Raw genomic sequence first — 16,171 nt, forward strand, 5'->3', positions numbered from 1 at the left:
AACGGCGTCGGACCCCTACCCCTTGCCGGGGTCGGGGTCCGAGGCGCGCTTGCGGGACACCGCCGTCTGGGCCATGCCGGGCAGGAAGTCCGCGAACAGCTCGTGCACCTCCCGCACCAGCGGCCGCAGCACCCGGAACCGCGCCAGGATGATGCCGCGCGTCGTCAACTGCGCGCCGCGCTCGGCGAGCCGGCGGGTCTTCTCGCTGTCCGGCGAGCGGTCGAAGACCCAGTACAGGACCAGCCCCATCTGCGAGAGCCACATCAGCTCCGGCAGCACGTCGGCCAGTTCGTCCGGCACCTTCGTCTTCGCGCCCGCCAGCACCTCGCGGTGCATGTCGATCGCGGCCTTGCGCGCCGGTTCCGATTCGGGCGAGAAGGGGCTGAGGGGGCTCTCCGGGTCGGCCGCGTTCTTGAAGAACTGCGAAGCGAACTCGTGGTACGGCGCGGCGATGTCCAGCCAGCTCGTCAGTACGCCCGCGAGCCGCTTCTGCAAGTCGCTCTCGTTGTCCAGGATGGGCCGGACCGCCGCCTGGTGCGCGGCGCCGATCCGGTCGTAGAACCCCTGGACCAGGTGTTCCTTCGAGGCGAAGTAGTAGTACGCGTTGCCGACCGAGACCCCTGCCTCCTTGGCGATGACCCGCATGGTCGTCTTGTCGAAGCCGCGCTCCTGGAAGAGCCGGAGCGCGGTTTCGAGGATGAGCGTGCGGGTTTGCTCGCTCTTGGGAGCCTTCTGATCAGTCACGGTGTCCGACCTTATCGGGGTACGGCGCATCGTTCGTCACAGGCCGCATCCCCGGGCTCCGCTTCGCCGTTGGTACGGACCGCGGATCGCCAGGCGGACGCGGTGTGCATCGCCGCCCGGGCGAAGGGCCGGCCGGCCGGGGTGGCCAGCCAGTTCGCCTTGGGCCGGTGCTCCGCCAGGGCCCACAGGCACACGATGAGGGCGTCGGTGTCGGTCCACACCTGGCCCCGGTCGCCGATCACGGTGATCCGGCGGAGCGTCTCCTCGTGGTCGAGGCCGGGGAAGAGGCGACGGGCCTCGTAGGACCCGGCCGGGACCAGCCACAGGGGCGTGAGCCACCGCTGCCCCAGCAGCCAGTGCCGGATGTGGACGCAGAGCGGACAACCGGCGTCGTACAGCACCGTCAGGTGCCTGGTCGGTGCGGTCGTGTCGGTCATCGGGATCAGGCCCGGGCGGGCGCGGTCCAGCCCTGGGGGGCGACGGGCGGGGTCTGCTGACGCTCCATGATGCCCCGGCGGCGCATCTTGTTGAGGACCCACACGTTGCCCAGGTGCATCACGCCGAGGACGAGCAGGACCACGCCGAGCTTCACCGACAGGGCCTCGAAGAGCCCGCGCGCCTCGCTGATGGTCTCGGCCGAGCGGAGGTAGAGCGTCACGAAACCGATGTTCACGAGGTAGAAGCCGACCACCAGGAGGTGGTTCACGGCGTCCGCGAGCTTCTCGTTGCCCTGGAGGACGTCGGCGATGAAGACCCGGCCGTTGCGGGTGAGCGTGCGGGCGACCCAGATGGTGAGCCCGATGCTGATGACCAGGTAGATGACGTACGCGACCACGGTGAGGTCCATTGCCCTCAGCCCCCTTGAACGTGTTCAACTGCTGACGTCCACGACTGTAGACCCATTTTTGAACAGGTTCAAGCCTTCCGTTCGGGCCCGCGCCCGCCCTCCGTCAGAACCGGAGCGCCGCCCACCCCAACAGCAGCGCCGCCGTCTCCTCGGGACGCTCCAGCGACGGCAGATGACCCGCCCAGGGCAGCTCCACGTGCTCGGCGTTCGGGACCAGGGACGGCAGTTCGGCGGGGAAGTCGCGGAAGTCGGGGATGTCGTGGGCGCCGCCCACGGCGAGGACGGGGGTCTCGATGCCGGCGAGATCGACGGGCGGCTCGGGGAGTTCGAGTTCCCCGTCGGCGGACAGCCCGGCACGGAAGATGGCCAGTTGCATCTCCCGCACCAGGGCGTGCGCCGCCCCGTCGGCGTCCGGCCCGAGCCACTGGCGGGCGTTCAGCTCGGCCGCGCCCGCCAGGTCCCCGGCCTCCAACAGGGCCGCCTCGGCGGCGTTGAAGGCCGTCAGGGCCGCTCCCCGCCGGTGCGCCGGCCGGGCCGGACAGAGCAGGGCCAGGGCGCGGACCCGCTCGGGCGCGTGCGCGGCGAGGCGCAGGGCGACCCGGCCGCCGTACGAGGAGCCGACGAAGGCGGCCCGCCGGATGCCGAGCGCGTCCAACAGGGCGAGCACGTCGCCGTCGTCGCTGTACGGGGCCGTCGCGGCGGGGGACTCGCCACAGGTGCGGAAGTCGGGCCGGACCACCCGGAACCCGGCCTCGACCAGGGGGGCCCACTGCCCGTCCCACATGCGTCGGTCACAGACGGAGGAGTGCAACAACACCAAGGCCGGCCCGTCTTGGGGCCCGGCCACATCATGAGCGAGGATCATGGACCGATCCTCGCGCCCCGCCCGCCACGTCACCACCGGATATCGGGCGCCGGGAGGGCGGTCGGCCCGGGGCGTGGGGCCCCGGGCGTCGCGTCACATGCTGAGCGAGCGCGCGTAGTTGAGCTGGCCCATGACCCACTGGAAGGTGTACGCGTCCGTCGCCGGGATCATCGTGGAGTGGTGGCGGCCGCCACTGGTGACGGTGACCTGGACGTAGCCCGTGGTCACCTTCTCCTTCATCAGCAGGAACAGCAGGCCGACCAGGCAGAACAACGCGAAGCAGATCGCCAGCACGATCGCGTGCGTCGGGATCTTCTCCTCGGTGCGGGACATGTCCATGGCGTTCCACACCGCGCCCCTGAGCGGCATCGTGCCCGCCGGCGTGATGATCTGGTCGCCGGAGACGGTGATGTCGCCGAGGGAGAGGGTCCCCCCGCCCTGACCGTGGCCGGGGGCGCCCATCGGCATTCCGCCCCCGAGGGTGGGCTGGTAGGCCGAGTAGGGCTGCGGGTAGCCGTAACCGGGGTTCCCGGGGCCCCACCTGTAGTCGTCCTGCGGGCCCTCGGCGCCCGGGTCACCGGAGTACGGGTTCGGCTGCTGCTCGCTCATGCGCACGATCCTTCCACAGCACGTCGGCGGCCCGCGCCCCCCGGTCGCGAAACGGTCCGGGAAACGCCGCGGGCCCGCACCCCCGTAAAGGAAGGTGCGGGCCCGCGGCGACAGGCGTCGGATCAGAAGCGGCGCGTGATCAGGGCACGCTTGACTTCCTGGATCGCCTTCGTGACCTCGATGCCACGCGGGCACGCGTCGGTGCAGTTGAACGTCGTGCGGCAACGCCACACGCCGTCCTTGTCGTTCAGGATCTCCAGCCGCTGCTCACCGGCCTCGTCGCGCGAGTCGAAGATGAAGCGGTGCGCGTTGACGATCGCCGCCGGGCCGAAGTACTGGCCGTCGTTCCAGAACACCGGGCACGAGGACGTGCACGCGGCGCACAGGATGCACTTGGTGGTGTCGTCGAAACGCTCGCGGTCCTCGGCGGACTGCAGGCGCTCGCGCGTCGGCTCGTTGCCCTTGGTGACCAGGAACGGCATGACGTCCCGGTACGCCTGGAAGAAGGGCTCCATGTCGACGATGAGGTCCTTCATCACCGTGAGGCCCTTGATGGCCTCGACCGTGATGGGCTTCTCCGGGTTGATGTCCTTGATCAGCGTCTTGCAGGCGAGCCTGTTCTTGCCGTTGATCCGCATCGCGTCGGAGCCGCAGATGCCGTGCGCGCACGAGCGACGGAAGGTCAGCGTGCCGTCGAGGTCCCACTTGATCTTGTGGAGACCGTCGAGCACGCGCTCCTTCGGGTCGATCTCGATCTGGAAGTCCTGCCACTGAGACTCGTCCGAGATCTCGGGGTTGAAGCGGCGGATCCGGAAGGTGACCGTGATGAACGGCGAGGCGGCGGCCGCCGCCTCCATCTCGTCCGTCTTGGACAGGGTGGGGGTGGCCATCAGTACTTACGCTCCATCGGCTGGTAGCGGGTGACGACGACGGGCTTGTAGTCGAGACGGATCGAGTCCGTGCCGTTGTCGTCGACCTCGCGGTACGCCATGGTGTGGCGCATGAAGTTGACGTCGTCGCGGTTCGGGTAGTCCTCGCGGTAGTGACCGCCGCGGGACTCCTTGCGCGCGAGCGCGGACACGGCCATGACCTCGGCCAGGTCGAGCAGGTTGCCCAGCTCGATGGCCTCCAGCAGGTCCGTGTTGAAGCGCTTGCCCTTGTCCTGCACGGACACGTTCTTGTAGCGCTCGCGCAGCTCGGCGATCTTGTCGACCGCGGTCTTGATGGTCTGTTCCGTGCGGAACACCATCACGCAGGCGTCCATCGTCTCCTGGAGCTCCAGACGCAGCTCGGCGACCCGCTCGTGGCCCGTGGAGTTGCGCAGGTGCTCGACCAGCTCGACGACCTGCTGCGCCGGGTTCTCCGGCAGCTCGACGTAGTCGTGCGCGTGGGCGTACGCGGCGGCCGCGATGCCCGAGCGCTTGCCGAACACGTTGATGTCCAGCAGCGAGTTGGTGCCCAGACGGTTCGCGCCGTGCACGGAGACGCAGGCGACCTCGCCGGCCGCGTACAGGCCCGGCACGACGGTGGTGTTGTCGGCCAGCACCTCACCCTCGACGTTGGTCGGGATGCCGCCCATGGCGTAGTGCGCGGTGGGCTGGATCGGGATCGGGTCCGTGTACGGCTCGATGCCCAGGTAGGTGCGCGCGAACTCCGTGATGTCCGGGAGCTTCGCGTCGAGCTGCTCCGGCGGGAGGTGCGTGAGGTCCAGGTACACGTGGTCCCCGGCGGGACCGCAACCGCGGCCCTCGCGGATCTCCGTGTAGATGGAGCGCGAGACGACGTCACGGGACGCGAGGTCCTTCATGACCGGCGCGTACTTCTCCATGAAGCGCTCGCCGTCCTTGTTGCGGAGGATGCCGCCCTCACCGCGGGCGCCCTCCGTCAGCAGGATGCCCATGCGCCAGATGCCCGTCGGGTGGAACTGGAAGAACTCCATGTCCTCCAGCGGAAGGCCCCGGCGGTAGCAGGCCGCCTGGCCGTCACCCGTGAGGGTGTGCGCGTTGGAGGTCACCTTGAAGAACTTGCCGGTGCCGCCGGAGGCGTAGATGACGGACTTCGCCTGGAACACGTGGATCTCGCCGGTGGCGAGCTCGTACGCGACCACGCCGGCCGACTTCTTGACGCCGTCCTCCTCGACCAGGAGCTGGTCCAGGACGTAGAACTCGTTGAAGAACTCCACGCCCTCCTTGACGCAGTTCTGGTAGAGCGTCTGGAGGATCATGTGACCGGTGCGGTCCGCGGCGTAGCAGGACCGGCGGACCGGCGCCTCGCCGTGGTTGCGCGAGTGGCCGCCGAAGCGACGCTGGTCGATGGTGCCGTCCGGGGTGCGGTTGAACGGCAGGCCCATCTTCTCCAGGTCGAGGACCGCGTCGATGGCCTCCTTCGCCAGGATCTCGGCGGCGTCCTGGTCGACCAGGTAGTCACCGCCCTTGACCGTGTCGAAGGTGTGCCACTCCCAGTTGTCGTCCTCCACGTTGGCCAGCGCGGCGGCCATGCCGCCCTGCGCGGCGCCCGTGTGGGAGCGGGTGGGGTAAAGCTTCGTCAGCACGGCCGTGCGGCTGCGCTTCGTCGACTCGATGGCGGCGCGCATGCCCGCACCACCTGCGCCGACGATGACGGTGTCGTACTTGTGGATCTTCATTGGTTTCGCCTCAGCCCCGTTGCCTAGCGGATGTTCGGGTCGAAGGTGAAGATCACCAGCGTGCCCAGAAGAATGGTGAACACCGTGGCGGTGTAGAGCAGGCCCTTCAGCCACAGCCGCGTGTTGGCGCGCTCCGCGTAGTCGTTGATGACCGTGCGCAGGCCGTTGGAGCCGTGCAGCATGGCCAGCCACAGCATCAGCAGGTCCCAGACCTGCCAGAACGGGGACGCCCAGCGGCCCGCCACGAAGGCGAAGCCGATCTTGGAGACGCCGCCGTCCAGCACCAGCTGGATGAGCAGGTGGCCGATGACGAGCACGACCAGGACGATGCCCGAGAGGCGCATGAAGAGCCACGCGACCATCTCGAAGTTGCCGCGGGTCGAGCGCGGCGTCCTGCCGGTGCGCTTGCGCGGGGCCTCGATGTACGGCGCCGGGTTCTCGACGTCGTAGAGGGAGACTCCCTCGACGTCGCCGATGGCCGTCTTGGTCATGTTGGGAGAAGTGTCAGAAGACATGCGTGTCACTTCCCGAACAGTTCGAGGTAGGCGTGACCCAGGACGGGGTACAGGGCCCCGGCCATCAGGACGAGCCAGATGACCACGACGGACCAGAGCATCTGCTTCTGGTAGCGCGGGCCCTTGGCCCAGAAGTCCACGGCGATCACGCGGAGACCGTTGAGCGCGTGGAACAGGATTGCGGCGACGAGGCCGTACTCCAGCAGCGCGACGATCGGAGTCTTGTAGGTAGCCACGACATCGTCGTACGCCTCGGGGGAGACGCGGACGAGAGCGGTGTCGAGGACGTGTACGAACAGGAAGAAGAAGATGAGGACGCCGGTGACTCGATGAGCCACCCAGGACCACATTCCTTCCCGGCCGCGGTACAACGTTCCAGCCGGCACGGAAAACCCTCCGGAAGCGGGGCGGGGGCCAGCCGGCTTCTTTGTCGGTCGGGCCCGGCCGGGTACGGTCCTCCGGCCCCGGACATCGTAGCGACGCTTTGTCGGTTCCCTTGCGCCGGGTCCATCGGTGTGATCAAACAGGCACGGACGGACTATCCCACAGGGGCGAATAGCCCGAAATCAGCCGCAGACAGCCCATCGGACGAGGTCAGTCGGTCCAAGAGGGCGGGCAGTCGGTCCAACAGACCGGCGAGTCGGGCCTGGGAGAGTCGGCGCAGCTCGTCGGCGGAGATCGAGCGTTCCTCGTCCACCTCGTGAGCCATCCTGCGGCGGATCGCGGCCAACAGCTGGTCCGCCTGCTCCTCCGGGGGGTGCCCGTCCAGGCAGATCACGAAGGCGTGCCCGAAGGTTCGTTCGTACTCCGCCCGGGCCGCGTCGAGGGCGAGCCGGGCGGCGTACGAGGCCCCGTGTCCGAGTTCCGCCGAGGCCTCGCCGGCCAGGGCCTCCGTCAGATCGGCCTGGGAGAGGTCGTACGAGGCCTCGTCGGCCGCCGCCAACAGCGACGCGATGTCCGGATACGGTCGGTGCGCGGTCATCCGGTGTGCCCAGCGTCGGCTGCCGCAGCAGAACGACAGGGCCGCGTGGGCCGCGTCGGGCGAGAGGGCGTTGAACCGCGTCAGCCCGGATCCGCGGGAAGGGTCGGAGCCGCCACGAACCTGTGCCGGAAGGTGGCTGGACAGCGGGGGGCTCCTCGGGGCGCGGCGTGGGTGTGTCGCCACGCTAGCGACGCAGGGCAGGGTGTGTCGTACCCATTCGGGGATTTCACCCGTAAGTGAGCCGAAAGGATGACGTCTGGCGTGTATGACCAGCCCGAAGAGGGGAAGGCGACCGAGGCCGCCACCCCCCACAGGAGAGGCCCCGGTCGCCGTCCGACACGGACTCGTGCGACAAGCCCGTATCCCTGTCAGCGCCTCGGATGCGTTTTGTGTCACACCCCGCTCCGCACAGGCTTGGTCGCCGGCTGTAGAACTCGTGGACGAGAGGTACTTGAAAGCCGTAACGTGCGGATTTGCGCCACACGTACAGGACAGTGAACGGGTTGGGGACTTTGCTGGGGGACGACGCGGAGCTGACCGCCGCGGTGCTCGCGGCACAGGACGGCGACGAGAACGCGTTCCGTGCTGTGTACCGCGCCGCGCACCCACGCCTGCTCGGATACGTACGCACGCTCGTCGGTGACGGCGACGCGGAAGACGTCACCTCCGAGGCCTGGCTGCAGATCGCCCGCGACCTCGCCTCCTTCACCGGCGACGCCGACCGCTTCCGCGGCTGGGCCGCCCGCATCGCCCGCAACCGGGCCCTCGACCACATCCGCATGCGCGGACGGCGTCCCGCCATCGGCGGCGACGAGAGCGAACTGACCGGACACGCCGCGGACTGCGACACCGCGGGCGCGGCCATGGAGTCCCTCTCCACCGGCCTCACCATGGCGCTCATAGCCCAGCTCCCGCAGGACCAGGCCGAGGCCGTCGTCCTGCGCGTGGTCGTGGGCCTGGACGCCAAGAGCGCCGCCGAGACCCTCGGCAAGCGCCCGGGCGCGGTGCGCACCGCCGCGCACCGGGGCCTGAAGAAGCTCGCCGAACTGCTGGGCGCCGAGGCCGGCGTCGATCCCGACGCCCTCGTGCTGTCCGATCCGGACGCGGGGACCGCCCTCCACTTCGGTCATAATGCCGAAGGCCAGGCCAGGGGCGGTTCAGGCGTACGAGATCTCGACGCGGTCCCGGCGCAGCGCGGCCGCGGCGGGGGCCTCGTGGAACAAACCGGTGTGACGCATTCACGTTGGCGGACGCAGAAGGACATGTGATGGCCGACGAGCGCGACAGGTGGCTGGACAGAGCCGCGGCGGACAGACTGCTGCGCGGAGAACCACCGCTGGGTCCCGACGCCGACCCGCGCGACCGGGCCGCCGCGGCCCGACTGCGCACGGCGCTCGACGCGCTGACCCCACCCATGGCCCCCGGGCGGGAACTGCCCGGCGAGGCCGCCGCACTGGCCGCGTTCCGCAAGGCCCACGGCGTCGCCCGGCCCGGGACGAGCCCGACGGAGCGCGCCGACGCCGACCCGACGGCCGAACGTGACGTCCTGGTGGACCTGGTTCCCGCGCCGCCCGTGCGCGTCCGCGTACCCGCGCCGCGACGACGCGCCGCGCCCGTGCGACTGGGGTTGGCGGCAGCCCTGGCGAGCGTCGCCGTCGGCGGGCTGGCGGCCACCGTGGGCACCGGGCTGCTGGACCGGCCCGCGCACGAGGCAGCGGGTCCGCTGCCCAGCGTCTCGGTCGGCGTCGACTCGGACCCCACGGCGTCCGGTGACCTCGTGGGCCCGTCGCCCACCGCCCCGCAGCCGCGTCCCACCACCCCGATGCGGGACGGCGGCGGGGCCACCGCCGGCTCCCCGGGGGTCTCGGCGACCCCGGACGGCGGGTCCCGCATGACGCCCGAGACCGTGGGGGGACCGACCGCGGGCCCCATCGCCACGAGCTCCGGACCCGTCGGCACGGACGACACCGCGCAGGAGCGGCCCGACGAGAAGGGCTTCGGCAACTCCACTCCCGCCGGCGGCGGCAAGGACCGCGAGCGCGAGAGCAGGGTGCGGGCGGCCAGGGACCTGTGCGAGGAGTACCGCATGGGCCACATCGTCGGCGAGCGGCGCGACCACCTGATCCGTCTCGCCAAGAACCGGGCCAACATCGCGCGTTTCTGCGAGGCCCTCCTGGACGGCCCCGAAGGCACCAAGAGCGGTCCCGGAAGCAACGACGGGAGCACCGTTCCGCAGTCGCCCACCCTGAACCCGGGTGGCGCGCTCGGCTTCCGCACGAAGAGCTGAACCGTCGCTGTAACACTTTTCGAATCGCCGGCGCAGTACATATCGAGCCGACTGGTCATCGGCCGCGCATGAGCCGGGGTTCCCCCCGTACCCCTGGGCTCTGCGCAACCGGCGCGGGCGGGGCACGTTCCCCCGGCCCTGCCCGCGCCCTTTACCTCCGGACCCCGACACTCGCCTCCGGACCCCGCCGCGCTCGCGGATCACCAGTAGACGACGACCTTGTCGCCCACCTTCACCTGGTCGAACAGCGCCGCCAGCTTCACCTTGTCCCGGACGTTCACGCATCCGTGCGAGGCGCCGGAGTACCCGCGGGCCGCGAAGTCCGACGAGTAGTGCACCGCCTGGCCCTGACTGAAGAACATCGAGTACGGCATCGGCGTGTGGTAGATCGTCGACGTCCAGTCCTTGGCCTTCCACTCGACCTTGAACTCGCCCTCGCGGGTCGGGGTGTTCTCCGACCCGAAGCGCACGTCGAACGACGAGACGATCTTGCCGTCGATCATCCAGGCGAGGGTCCGGCTCTCCTTGCTGATGCACATCACCCGGCCCTGCATGCACCGCGGGTCCGGCGTGTCGACCTCGATGGTGGTCGGCGGACGCAGCTCCGCCTCGGTCGGCTTCCGGCTGACCCCCTGGACGCTCTTCCAGGTCGCGTCGTCCACCGAACCGGTCGCGGGCAGGCCGTGACCCGACTGGAAGGTCTTCACCGCGGCGGTCGTCTTCGAACCGTAGAAGCCGGTGGGCGCCACCGACATCAGCTTGAGCTGCTTGAGCCGTGCCTGGAGCTCGCGGATCTGCTCGCTCTCGTCCCCGTTCGCCATGATCGGCTTGACGGCGGGCGACTGCGAGACGGAGGCCGACGGGGACTCCGACGCCGAGGACGAGGACGACGCCGACGGTGAGGCGCCGCCGGGCTTGTCGTCCGAGCCGGAAGGCGAGGCGGAAGGGGAAGGCGCCGCCGTGGACGCCGACGGAGCCGAGGAGGCGGAACCCTTGGATTCCGACTTCTGCGGTCCACAGGCGGTCGCGGCGAGCACGACGGCGGTGGCCAACCCGAGCGTGCGGATCATGACTCTCTGACGTGGCATTGTGGTCCCCCGATTTCAGCGTTGTGTAACTAGGTGATGTCTCAGGGCCAAGGAGAGTTGCGGTCGCTCGCGGGATGTTGCGCCATTGTGACCGGCGACCGTCACGGCGCGGACGACCCGGGCATCGGCCGGGGAAGGTTGTATCAGTCCCGGGCCGGTCGGTTCCACGAAGGACGGCGGCGCGTGGCGCGTACCGGACGGACGGGGAGGCCCTCCGGCGGGCGGCGGTGAAATGACTGTCGGACGTTCCGACCGGCGTGGGACACTCGCGGAATGCTGGGTGTCACCGATCTGCCGACGTATCTCGCGGGCCTTGTCCTGATCGTCCTCCTCCCCGGACCGAACTCGCTGTACGTGCTGTCCGTCGCGGCACGCAAGGGAGTCCGGGAGGGGTACAAGGCCGCCTGCGGCGTGTTCACCGGGGACACCGTCCTGATGGTGCTCACCGCCGCCGGCGCGGGCGCGCTGCTCCAGGCCAGCCCGGTGGTGTTCACGGTGGTGAAACTGCTCGGGGCCGGCTACCTGGCGTGGCTCGCCGTGGGCATGATGCGGGCCGCGTGGGGGATGTGGCGCGACCGGGCGCTGCGCCAGGAGGAGGCGCTGGCCGAACCCGCCGCGGCGGACGAGCGGCCCTACCGGCGGGCGCTGGTGGTCAGCCTGTTCAACCCCAAGGCCATCCTGTTCCTGCTGTCGTTCTTCGTGCAGTTCGTGGACCCCGGGTACGCCTACCCCGCCCTGTCCTTCCTGCTCCTCGGCACGCTGTCACAGCTCGCCAGCTTCCTGTACCTGTCCACCCTGATCTTCACCGGCACCCGACTGTCGGCGGCCTTCCGCCGCCGCAAGCGGCTGTCCGCCGGCGCGACCTCCGCCGCGGGCGTCCTCTTCCTCGGCTTCGCCGCCAAACTCGCCACGGGCTGACCGGCCGCGCGGGGGAGCCGGACCGGCCCCCCCGCCGGGCGTCAGCGCAGCCGGCGCAGCACCGGGAACCGGCGCAGCAGCCGACGGCCCGCCCGGCGCACGAGCCGGTTGCGCGGAAGGAACGACAGCCGCGCCGGGACCCCGCCCGGCAGGCCGAGCGCCGTCAGCCGGCGGCGCCTGAAGTACCGGGCGGTGTCCGCCGTCGGGTGCGCGGCCAGGAAGCGTTCCACGTCCGCCCGCCGCTCCGCGAGCACGCGCGGCTGCATCGTGAAGCCCACCGCCGCCACCAGGGCGGGCAGGTCGACGGCGCGCGGGGGCTCACCCGACCCCGCGAGGTCCGGCAGCAGCGCGTCCACCAGGACCAACGGGATCCGGTTGCTGTTCTCGTACGGGGTCAACCGCTCCAGCATGGCTCCCGTCCCGGTCCGGGCCACCGGGATCCCGTACAGCGTCGACGCCGTCAACAGGCCCGTCGAGAAGCAGCCCACCACCAGCGCCGGCCGCAGCCGCTCGTACAGGGTCTCCGCCAACACCGGCTCCGTGATCACCGTCAGCCGGGCCCCCAACCGCCGCGCCTCCTCCTCCGCCCGCCGCGAGTACGCCGCCGGCGCGCTCGGGTGCGGTTTGAAGACCAGCTCCCGATGGCCCCGGGCGTACGCGCCGCGCACCATCTCCACGTGCAGGTCCTCCTCCTCCGCCGCGGACAGCAGCTCCAGCGCGGCGAGGTACTGGCCCAACAGGACCGCCGGGGATTCACCGACGTGCGCCGGCGGCTCCCCGTACGAGGTCAGCTCCGCCAGCACCTTCAGGAAGTCCGCCGCGGGCACCGGTTCCGCCGGCACGCCGAACTCCGTCAGCAGCAACGGCTCCAAGCCCGGTACCAGGTCCAGGTGCAGGACCCGCCGCACCCGCATCCCGATCCGCGGGTCGAGCCGGACGCGGGTGGGGCCGTAACTCATCAGCCCGTCGGCGTACACGTCGACGGCCGCGCCCGGGAACACCTGGCACAGGCCCTGCGCCGGCGGCACCTGAAGGGACTCCACGACCAGTTCGACCCGGTCCTCCCCGAGCCCCCACGACGCCCTCAACTGCCGCTCCCACAAAGGGACGTCCTCGGTGCGCGGGGTCCAGGTGCCCGGATGCTGTGGCGCGATGAAGGCGTTCCAGTCGCGCACCTCGTCGAAGCGTCGGCGCAGCGCGTCGAACCCCGGCATCGCGGTGAGCCCGGGGGTGATCTCGGGGGTGACGGAGTGGTTGCTCGTCAGCAGGATCCGCCGGTCGGCGGGCGGGAAGACCCCCGCGTCGACGCCGGCCGCGAGCGTCGCCGCGCCGTACGGGGTGGAGGCGAGGAAGATCTGGGTGACGTTCACGCGGCGGCTCCCGCCGGGCCGCGGCGGCGCAGCCTGCGCAGCAGCGTCGAGCGCTCGTTGTCCATCGAGTCCAGGGCCTGCTCCAACACCGCGCGGGGCATGCGCGCGAGGGCTGCCGCGCTCATCGCGCGGAGTTTTCTGGCCACGGCCGGTTCGAACCTTTCGATGGATCCGATGTGGTGCGCGATGATGGCGCAATACGTGCGAACGGCTTTCGGTAGCAGTAGATCGGATTCCCGGTCGGCCGCCGCCTCCGAAAGGACTTGATCGAATGCGCGAATGAAATCGAGCTGACGCTCGTCGCCGATCTGGGTCAGTGAGGTGGAAATGCCCCGCCGATAGAAGACCCCCGGCAATCCGACCGGCGCGAAGGACCTCGCCTCCCGGTGCAGCCGCCAGATCCACGGCCGGTCCTCCGCCGTCCGCAGCCCGTCGGTGAAGTGCAGCAGACCCCGGTCCAGCAGCCGCCGGTGGTACATCCCCGCCCAGGCGAACGGATAGTCCACCGCCGTGGCCCGCCCGGCCGGCAGGATCCCGGCACGCGGATCGGCCACCACCCCCTGCGGCCCGTACGGGACGCGCTGCACACTGCGCGCCCGCCCCGTGACCTGAACATGGTCCGTACGGACGAAATCGCAGTTCAGGGCCTCGATGGCGGCCACCGTGCGGGCCAGGTGACCGGGCGCCAGCCAATCGTCCCCGTCGAGGAACGCGAGGTACTCGCCGCGCGCCGCGTCCAACCCGGTGTTGCGGGCGGTGGCCAGGCCGCCGTTCTCGTCCCGTCCGAGGAACACCGCGCCGGGCAGCTCGGCGGCGGCCCGTTCCAACAGTTCGGGCGTCCCGTCCGTCGACCGGTCGTCGACCAGCAGGAACTCGAAGTCCTCCCGAGCATTGAGTGCGAGGCTTTTCAGGGCATCCGGGGCGTATGTCTGCACGTTGAAGAACGGCACGACGACAGAGAGCTTCACCACCAGCGAGACATTAGGGCGCCGTCCGGCATTCACCGTGACCCGGGCGCGTATTCCATGTGAACGACGCGGGGCGGGCGCGTTAACCGGTCCGCTTTCGCATTCCGTCGACGGGTTGTTAACCAGCTGTTGTGCGCTCGTTGGGCCGATCACCGGAAATGCGGAATAGCTTCGGCCGGGTGCCAGCCAGTAGCAGTCGTGGCGATCGACGCATCGCCGTACTCGCAGATTCCGACACGCGGTGGAAATGGGGTGCCCTCACCGCGCGCCGCCTCGCACCCGACCACCTCCCCACCGGATACCTGCTGCGCGGCCGGGCCACCCCCACGGCGCGCCAACTCGGCGAGGTCGGCGTGCGGACGGCCGCGGGAACGGCCGACGGCCCCCCCGGACCGACCGAGGTGACCTGCGCCGAGTTCCTCGCGGAGATCGCCCCCGGACGCGACCGCCACGACGTGGTCGTCCTCGCCCTCGTCGGCGGCGCCGTCCAGGCCGTACTGCACGGGGCCCGCGCACTGTGGCCCGACCCGGCCGCCCGCCCCGTGTTCGTCACCGGCTACGTCGGGGTCGTCTACGAGAAACTCGCCGACGGTCTGCTGCTGCGGCACGGCGCCGACCTCGTCCTCGCCAACTCCCGTCACGACGCGGGCCGGTTCCGCGCCGTGTACGAAGGCGTGGGCGCCGATCCGGACGCCGTCACCGAGACCGCGCTGCCCTTCCTGGGCGGCGCCCCCCACGTGCCCGACACGGGCCGCGCCCGGACGGTCGTCTTCGCCGTCCAGCCCTCCGTGCCGGAGAGCCGCGCGGACCGGGCGTACCTCCTCGCGCGGGCCGCGGGGCACGCCCGACGCCACCCCGACCGACAGGTGTCGGTCAAACTCCGCAGCCGGCCCGGGGAGCACACCACGCACCTGGAGGAGCACCCCTACCAGCGCCTCGCCGACCGGCTGCCCGGGGGGATGCCCGCCAACTGCCGACTGGTGTACGGGAACATGGGCGAGGTACTGGACGACGCCGACCTGCTGGTCACGGTGTCCTCCACCGCCGCCCTGGAATCCCTGCACCGGGGCATCCCGACCGCCGTCCTGACCGACCTCGGCATCCGTGAGGCGCTCGGCAACCACCACTTCCTCGGCTCCGGCTGCCTGGCCTCCTGGGACCAACTGGACGAGGGACTGCTGCCGCGCGCGGACCCGGACTGGCTCGCCGACCAGGGCGTGGCCCCGATCGCCGGCCCGGGCGCCGCCGCACGGAACGCCGACACGGCCCCGACCGGATCCGCCGACCCCTTCGATGCCGCCCGCGCACGACTCGCCGACCTCCTGGGGAAGGCCCAACTCCCGCCCGTGGCCCCGTACTACACCCCGGTCACCGCCCCCGGATACCTCCCGGGCATCCTCGCCCGCCACCACCTCGCCCCCGACGGGACCCCGCTGCCCGGCGCCGTCCGACGGGACGCGGGGCGGTCCCCGGCCCGCCGCTGGCTCCGCGCGCACCTGCGCGAGGCCGCGCGGGGCGCCTACCGGCACGGCGTCCAACGGGTGGCCCCCGTGATCCGACGCCTGGGGGAGCTGTGAGCACCCGCCGCGCACCCCTGACCCGCGTCGCGGGTTCCGGGCCGAGGGTGCTCGCGGTGATCCCCGCCCGCGGCGGCTCCAAGGGCGTCCCCGGCAAGAACCTCGCCCTCGTCGGCGGAACCCCGCTCGTGGCACGGGCCGTACGCGCCTGCCTGGCCGCGCCGACCGTCACCGACGTGCTCGTCTCCACCGACTCCGAGGCCATCGCACGGGCGGCCCGGGCCGCCGGGGCCCACGCGGTGCGCCGCCCCGCCGCGCTCTCCGGGGACACCGCGAGCAGCGAGGCCGCCCTGTTGCACGCGCTGGACTCGTTCGAGGAACTCCACTCCGTCACCGTCGACGTGGTCCTCCTGGTCCAGTGCACGAGCCCCTTCCTCACCCACTCCGACGTCGAGTCCGTGGCCGCCGCCGTCGCCTCCGGCGCCGCGGACTCCGCCCTGACCGTGGCCCCCTTCCACGGCTTCCTCTGGCGGACGGACACCGACGGCTCGGGCCTCGGGGTCAACCACGAGACGACCCACCGCCCCCGCCGCCAGGACCGACCCCAGGACCTGCTGGAGACCGGCGCCGCCTACGCGATGGCCGCCGCCGGGTTCCGTACCGCCCGGCACCGCTTCTTCGGCCGCACCCTGCCCGTCGCCACCGACCCGGCGCGGGTGCTGGAGATCGACGACCCGCACGACCTGGCCCGGGCCCGCCTCGTCGCCCCGCTGTTCGAACCCGGACCCGAACCCGGACCCCGCCCCGAACCACACCC

At 71.1% G+C, this 16,171-nt stretch carries 19 protein-coding genes; 6 read left to right on the plus strand and 13 right to left on the minus strand.

All coding sequences use genetic code 11. The features are described 5' to 3' along the window. Positions 1-15: 15 nt before the first annotated feature. The 10 genes from ADK55_RS29200 to ADK55_RS40790 all read right to left on the minus strand — a co-directional run bounded on the left by ADK55_RS29200 (position 16) and on the right by ADK55_RS40790 (position 7,815). Entirely contained in the window at positions 16-774 is a 759-nt protein-coding gene (locus ADK55_RS29200; protein WP_053682819.1) for a TetR family transcriptional regulator, read from the minus strand. Then, entirely contained in the window at positions 756-1,181 is a 426-nt protein-coding gene (locus ADK55_RS29205) for a thiol-disulfide oxidoreductase DCC family protein (protein WP_053682821.1), read from the minus strand. The genes ADK55_RS29200 and ADK55_RS29205 overlap by 19 nt, the downstream gene beginning before the upstream one ends. Positions 1,182-1,186: 5 nt before the next feature. Next, on the minus strand, positions 1,187-1,591 hold the full coding sequence (locus tag ADK55_RS29210) for a hypothetical protein (RefSeq protein WP_053682823.1): 405 nt from the start codon (positions 1,589-1,591) through the stop codon (positions 1,187-1,189). Between the two features lie 103 nt (positions 1,592-1,694). Then, entirely contained in the window at positions 1,695-2,456 is a 762-nt protein-coding gene (locus ADK55_RS29215) for an alpha/beta fold hydrolase (RefSeq protein WP_053682825.1), read from the minus strand. A gap of 93 nt (positions 2,457-2,549) precedes the next feature. Then, a complete protein-coding gene (locus ADK55_RS29220; protein ID WP_053682826.1) occupies positions 2,550-3,065 on the minus strand; it encodes a hypothetical protein in 516 nt (171 codons plus the stop codon). Between the two features lie 122 nt (positions 3,066-3,187). Continuing rightward, positions 3,188-3,955 (minus strand): succinate dehydrogenase iron-sulfur subunit, encoded by a 768-nt coding sequence (locus ADK55_RS29225; protein WP_053682828.1) that lies wholly within the window; start codon positions 3,953-3,955, stop codon positions 3,188-3,190. Further along, entirely contained in the window at positions 3,955-5,709 is a 1,755-nt protein-coding gene (gene sdhA, locus ADK55_RS29230) for a succinate dehydrogenase flavoprotein subunit (protein WP_053682830.1), read from the minus strand. The genes ADK55_RS29225 and sdhA overlap by 1 nt, the downstream gene beginning before the upstream one ends. Before the next feature lie 23 nt (positions 5,710-5,732). Then, positions 5,733-6,224, minus strand: a complete 492-nt coding sequence (locus ADK55_RS29235) for a succinate dehydrogenase hydrophobic membrane anchor subunit (protein ID WP_053682833.1) — start codon at positions 6,222-6,224, stop codon at positions 5,733-5,735. 5 nt (positions 6,225-6,229) lie between these two features. Next, complete coding sequence (gene sdhC / locus ADK55_RS29240; protein ID WP_078999536.1) at positions 6,230-6,610, minus strand: succinate dehydrogenase, cytochrome b556 subunit; 381 nt, start codon at positions 6,608-6,610, stop codon at positions 6,230-6,232. Positions 6,611-6,762: 152 nt separating this feature from the next. After that, positions 6,763-7,815, minus strand: coding sequence for a 2-oxo-4-hydroxy-4-carboxy-5-ureidoimidazoline decarboxylase (locus tag ADK55_RS40790; RefSeq protein WP_323178895.1), 1,053 nt, complete (start codon positions 7,813-7,815; stop codon positions 6,763-6,765). On the opposite strand from ADK55_RS40790, the gene ADK55_RS29250 reads away from it, so the two are divergent. After that, positions 7,719-8,474 carry an RNA polymerase sigma factor gene (locus ADK55_RS29250; protein ID WP_053682837.1) on the plus strand — a complete coding sequence of 252 codons (756 nt, stop codon included), beginning with the start codon at positions 7,719-7,721 and terminating at the stop codon, positions 8,472-8,474. The genes ADK55_RS40790 and ADK55_RS29250 overlap by 97 nt on opposite strands. Next, positions 8,474-9,493, plus strand: a complete 1,020-nt coding sequence (locus tag ADK55_RS29255) for a hypothetical protein (RefSeq protein WP_053682839.1) — start codon at positions 8,474-8,476, stop codon at positions 9,491-9,493. The genes ADK55_RS29250 and ADK55_RS29255 overlap by 1 nt, the downstream gene beginning before the upstream one ends. A gap of 200 nt (positions 9,494-9,693) precedes the next feature. Here ADK55_RS29255 and ADK55_RS29260 read toward each other — a convergent pair whose 3' ends face one another. Continuing rightward, the gene (locus ADK55_RS29260; RefSeq protein WP_053682841.1) at positions 9,694-10,314 is read right to left on the minus strand and encodes a L,D-transpeptidase family protein; all 621 of its coding nucleotides are present in this window, start codon (positions 10,312-10,314) and stop codon (positions 9,694-9,696) included. Between ADK55_RS29260 and ADK55_RS40795 the strand changes: the two genes are divergently transcribed. Both ADK55_RS40795 and leuE read left to right on the plus strand, forming a co-directional pair. Next, positions 10,313-10,573: a hypothetical protein gene (locus tag ADK55_RS40795; protein ID WP_053682843.1), complete on the plus strand. Its 261-nt coding sequence runs from the start codon at positions 10,313-10,315 to the stop codon at positions 10,571-10,573. The two genes, ADK55_RS29260 and ADK55_RS40795, sit on opposite strands and share 2 nt — an antisense overlap. A gap of 281 nt (positions 10,574-10,854) precedes the next feature. Further along, positions 10,855-11,499, plus strand: a complete 645-nt coding sequence (gene leuE, locus ADK55_RS29270) for a leucine efflux protein LeuE (protein ID WP_053682845.1) — start codon at positions 10,855-10,857, stop codon at positions 11,497-11,499. A 41-nt stretch (positions 11,500-11,540) separates the two neighbouring features. Here the strand turns inward: leuE and ADK55_RS29275 are convergent, their stop codons facing one another. Both ADK55_RS29275 and ADK55_RS29280 read right to left on the minus strand, forming a co-directional pair. After that, entirely contained in the window at positions 11,541-12,869 is a 1,329-nt protein-coding gene (locus ADK55_RS29275) for a polysialyltransferase family glycosyltransferase (protein WP_053682846.1), read from the minus strand. Further along, positions 12,866-13,840, minus strand: a complete 975-nt coding sequence (locus tag ADK55_RS29280; protein ID WP_053682848.1) for a glycosyltransferase family 2 protein — start codon at positions 13,838-13,840, stop codon at positions 12,866-12,868. Before ADK55_RS29280 ends, ADK55_RS29275 begins: the two co-directional genes overlap by 4 nt. 155 nt (positions 13,841-13,995) lie before the next feature. Between ADK55_RS29280 and ADK55_RS29285 the strand changes: the two genes are divergently transcribed. Beyond that, the gene (locus tag ADK55_RS29285; protein WP_053682851.1) at positions 13,996-15,414 is read left to right on the plus strand and encodes a DUF6716 putative glycosyltransferase; all 1,419 of its coding nucleotides are present in this window, start codon (positions 13,996-13,998) and stop codon (positions 15,412-15,414) included. Beyond that, on the plus strand, positions 15,411-16,171 hold a 761-nt coding region (locus tag ADK55_RS29290), incomplete at its 3' end, for a cytidylyltransferase domain-containing protein (RefSeq protein WP_234350300.1). The genes ADK55_RS29285 and ADK55_RS29290, both read left to right, overlap by 4 nt.

Origin of the sequence: Streptomyces sp. WM4235, assembly GCF_001279725.1 — a bacterium.
In the GTDB taxonomy this organism is placed as follows: Bacteria; Actinomycetota; Actinomycetes; order Streptomycetales; family Streptomycetaceae; genus Streptomyces.

Excerpts from the sequence above, each read along its gene's own strand:
- ADK55_RS29200 (WP_053682819.1), bottom strand. The coding sequence starts at position 774 with ATGCGCCGTACCCCGATAAGGTCGGACACCGTGACTGATCAGAAGGCT.
- ADK55_RS29205 (WP_053682821.1), bottom strand. The coding sequence starts at position 1,181 with ATGACCGACACGACCGCACCGACCAGGCACCTGACGGTGCTGTACGAC.
- ADK55_RS29210 (WP_053682823.1), bottom strand. The coding sequence starts at position 1,591 with ATGGACCTCACCGTGGTCGCGTACGTCATCTACCTGGTCATCAGCATC.
- ADK55_RS29215 (WP_053682825.1), bottom strand. The coding sequence starts at position 2,456 with ATGATCCTCGCTCATGATGTGGCCGGGCCCCAAGACGGGCCGGCCTTG.
- ADK55_RS29220 (WP_053682826.1), bottom strand. The coding sequence starts at position 3,065 with ATGAGCGAGCAGCAGCCGAACCCGTACTCCGGTGACCCGGGCGCCGAG.
- ADK55_RS29225 (WP_053682828.1), bottom strand. The coding sequence starts at position 3,955 with ATGGCCACCCCCACCCTGTCCAAGACGGACGAGATGGAGGCGGCGGCC.
- sdhA (WP_053682830.1), bottom strand. The coding sequence starts at position 5,709 with ATGAAGATCCACAAGTACGACACCGTCATCGTCGGCGCAGGTGGTGCG.
- ADK55_RS29235 (WP_053682833.1), bottom strand. The coding sequence starts at position 6,224 with ATGTCTTCTGACACTTCTCCCAACATGACCAAGACGGCCATCGGCGAC.
- ADK55_RS29255 (WP_053682839.1), top strand. The coding sequence starts at position 8,474 with ATGGCCGACGAGCGCGACAGGTGGCTGGACAGAGCCGCGGCGGACAGA.
- ADK55_RS40795 (WP_053682843.1), top strand. The coding sequence starts at position 10,313 with ATGATCGGCTTGACGGCGGGCGACTGCGAGACGGAGGCCGACGGGGAC.
- ADK55_RS29260 (WP_053682841.1), bottom strand. The coding sequence starts at position 10,314 with ATGGCGAACGGGGACGAGAGCGAGCAGATCCGCGAGCTCCAGGCACGG.
- leuE (WP_053682845.1), top strand. The coding sequence starts at position 10,855 with ATGCTGGGTGTCACCGATCTGCCGACGTATCTCGCGGGCCTTGTCCTG.
- ADK55_RS29285 (WP_053682851.1), top strand. The coding sequence starts at position 13,996 with ATGCGGAATAGCTTCGGCCGGGTGCCAGCCAGTAGCAGTCGTGGCGAT.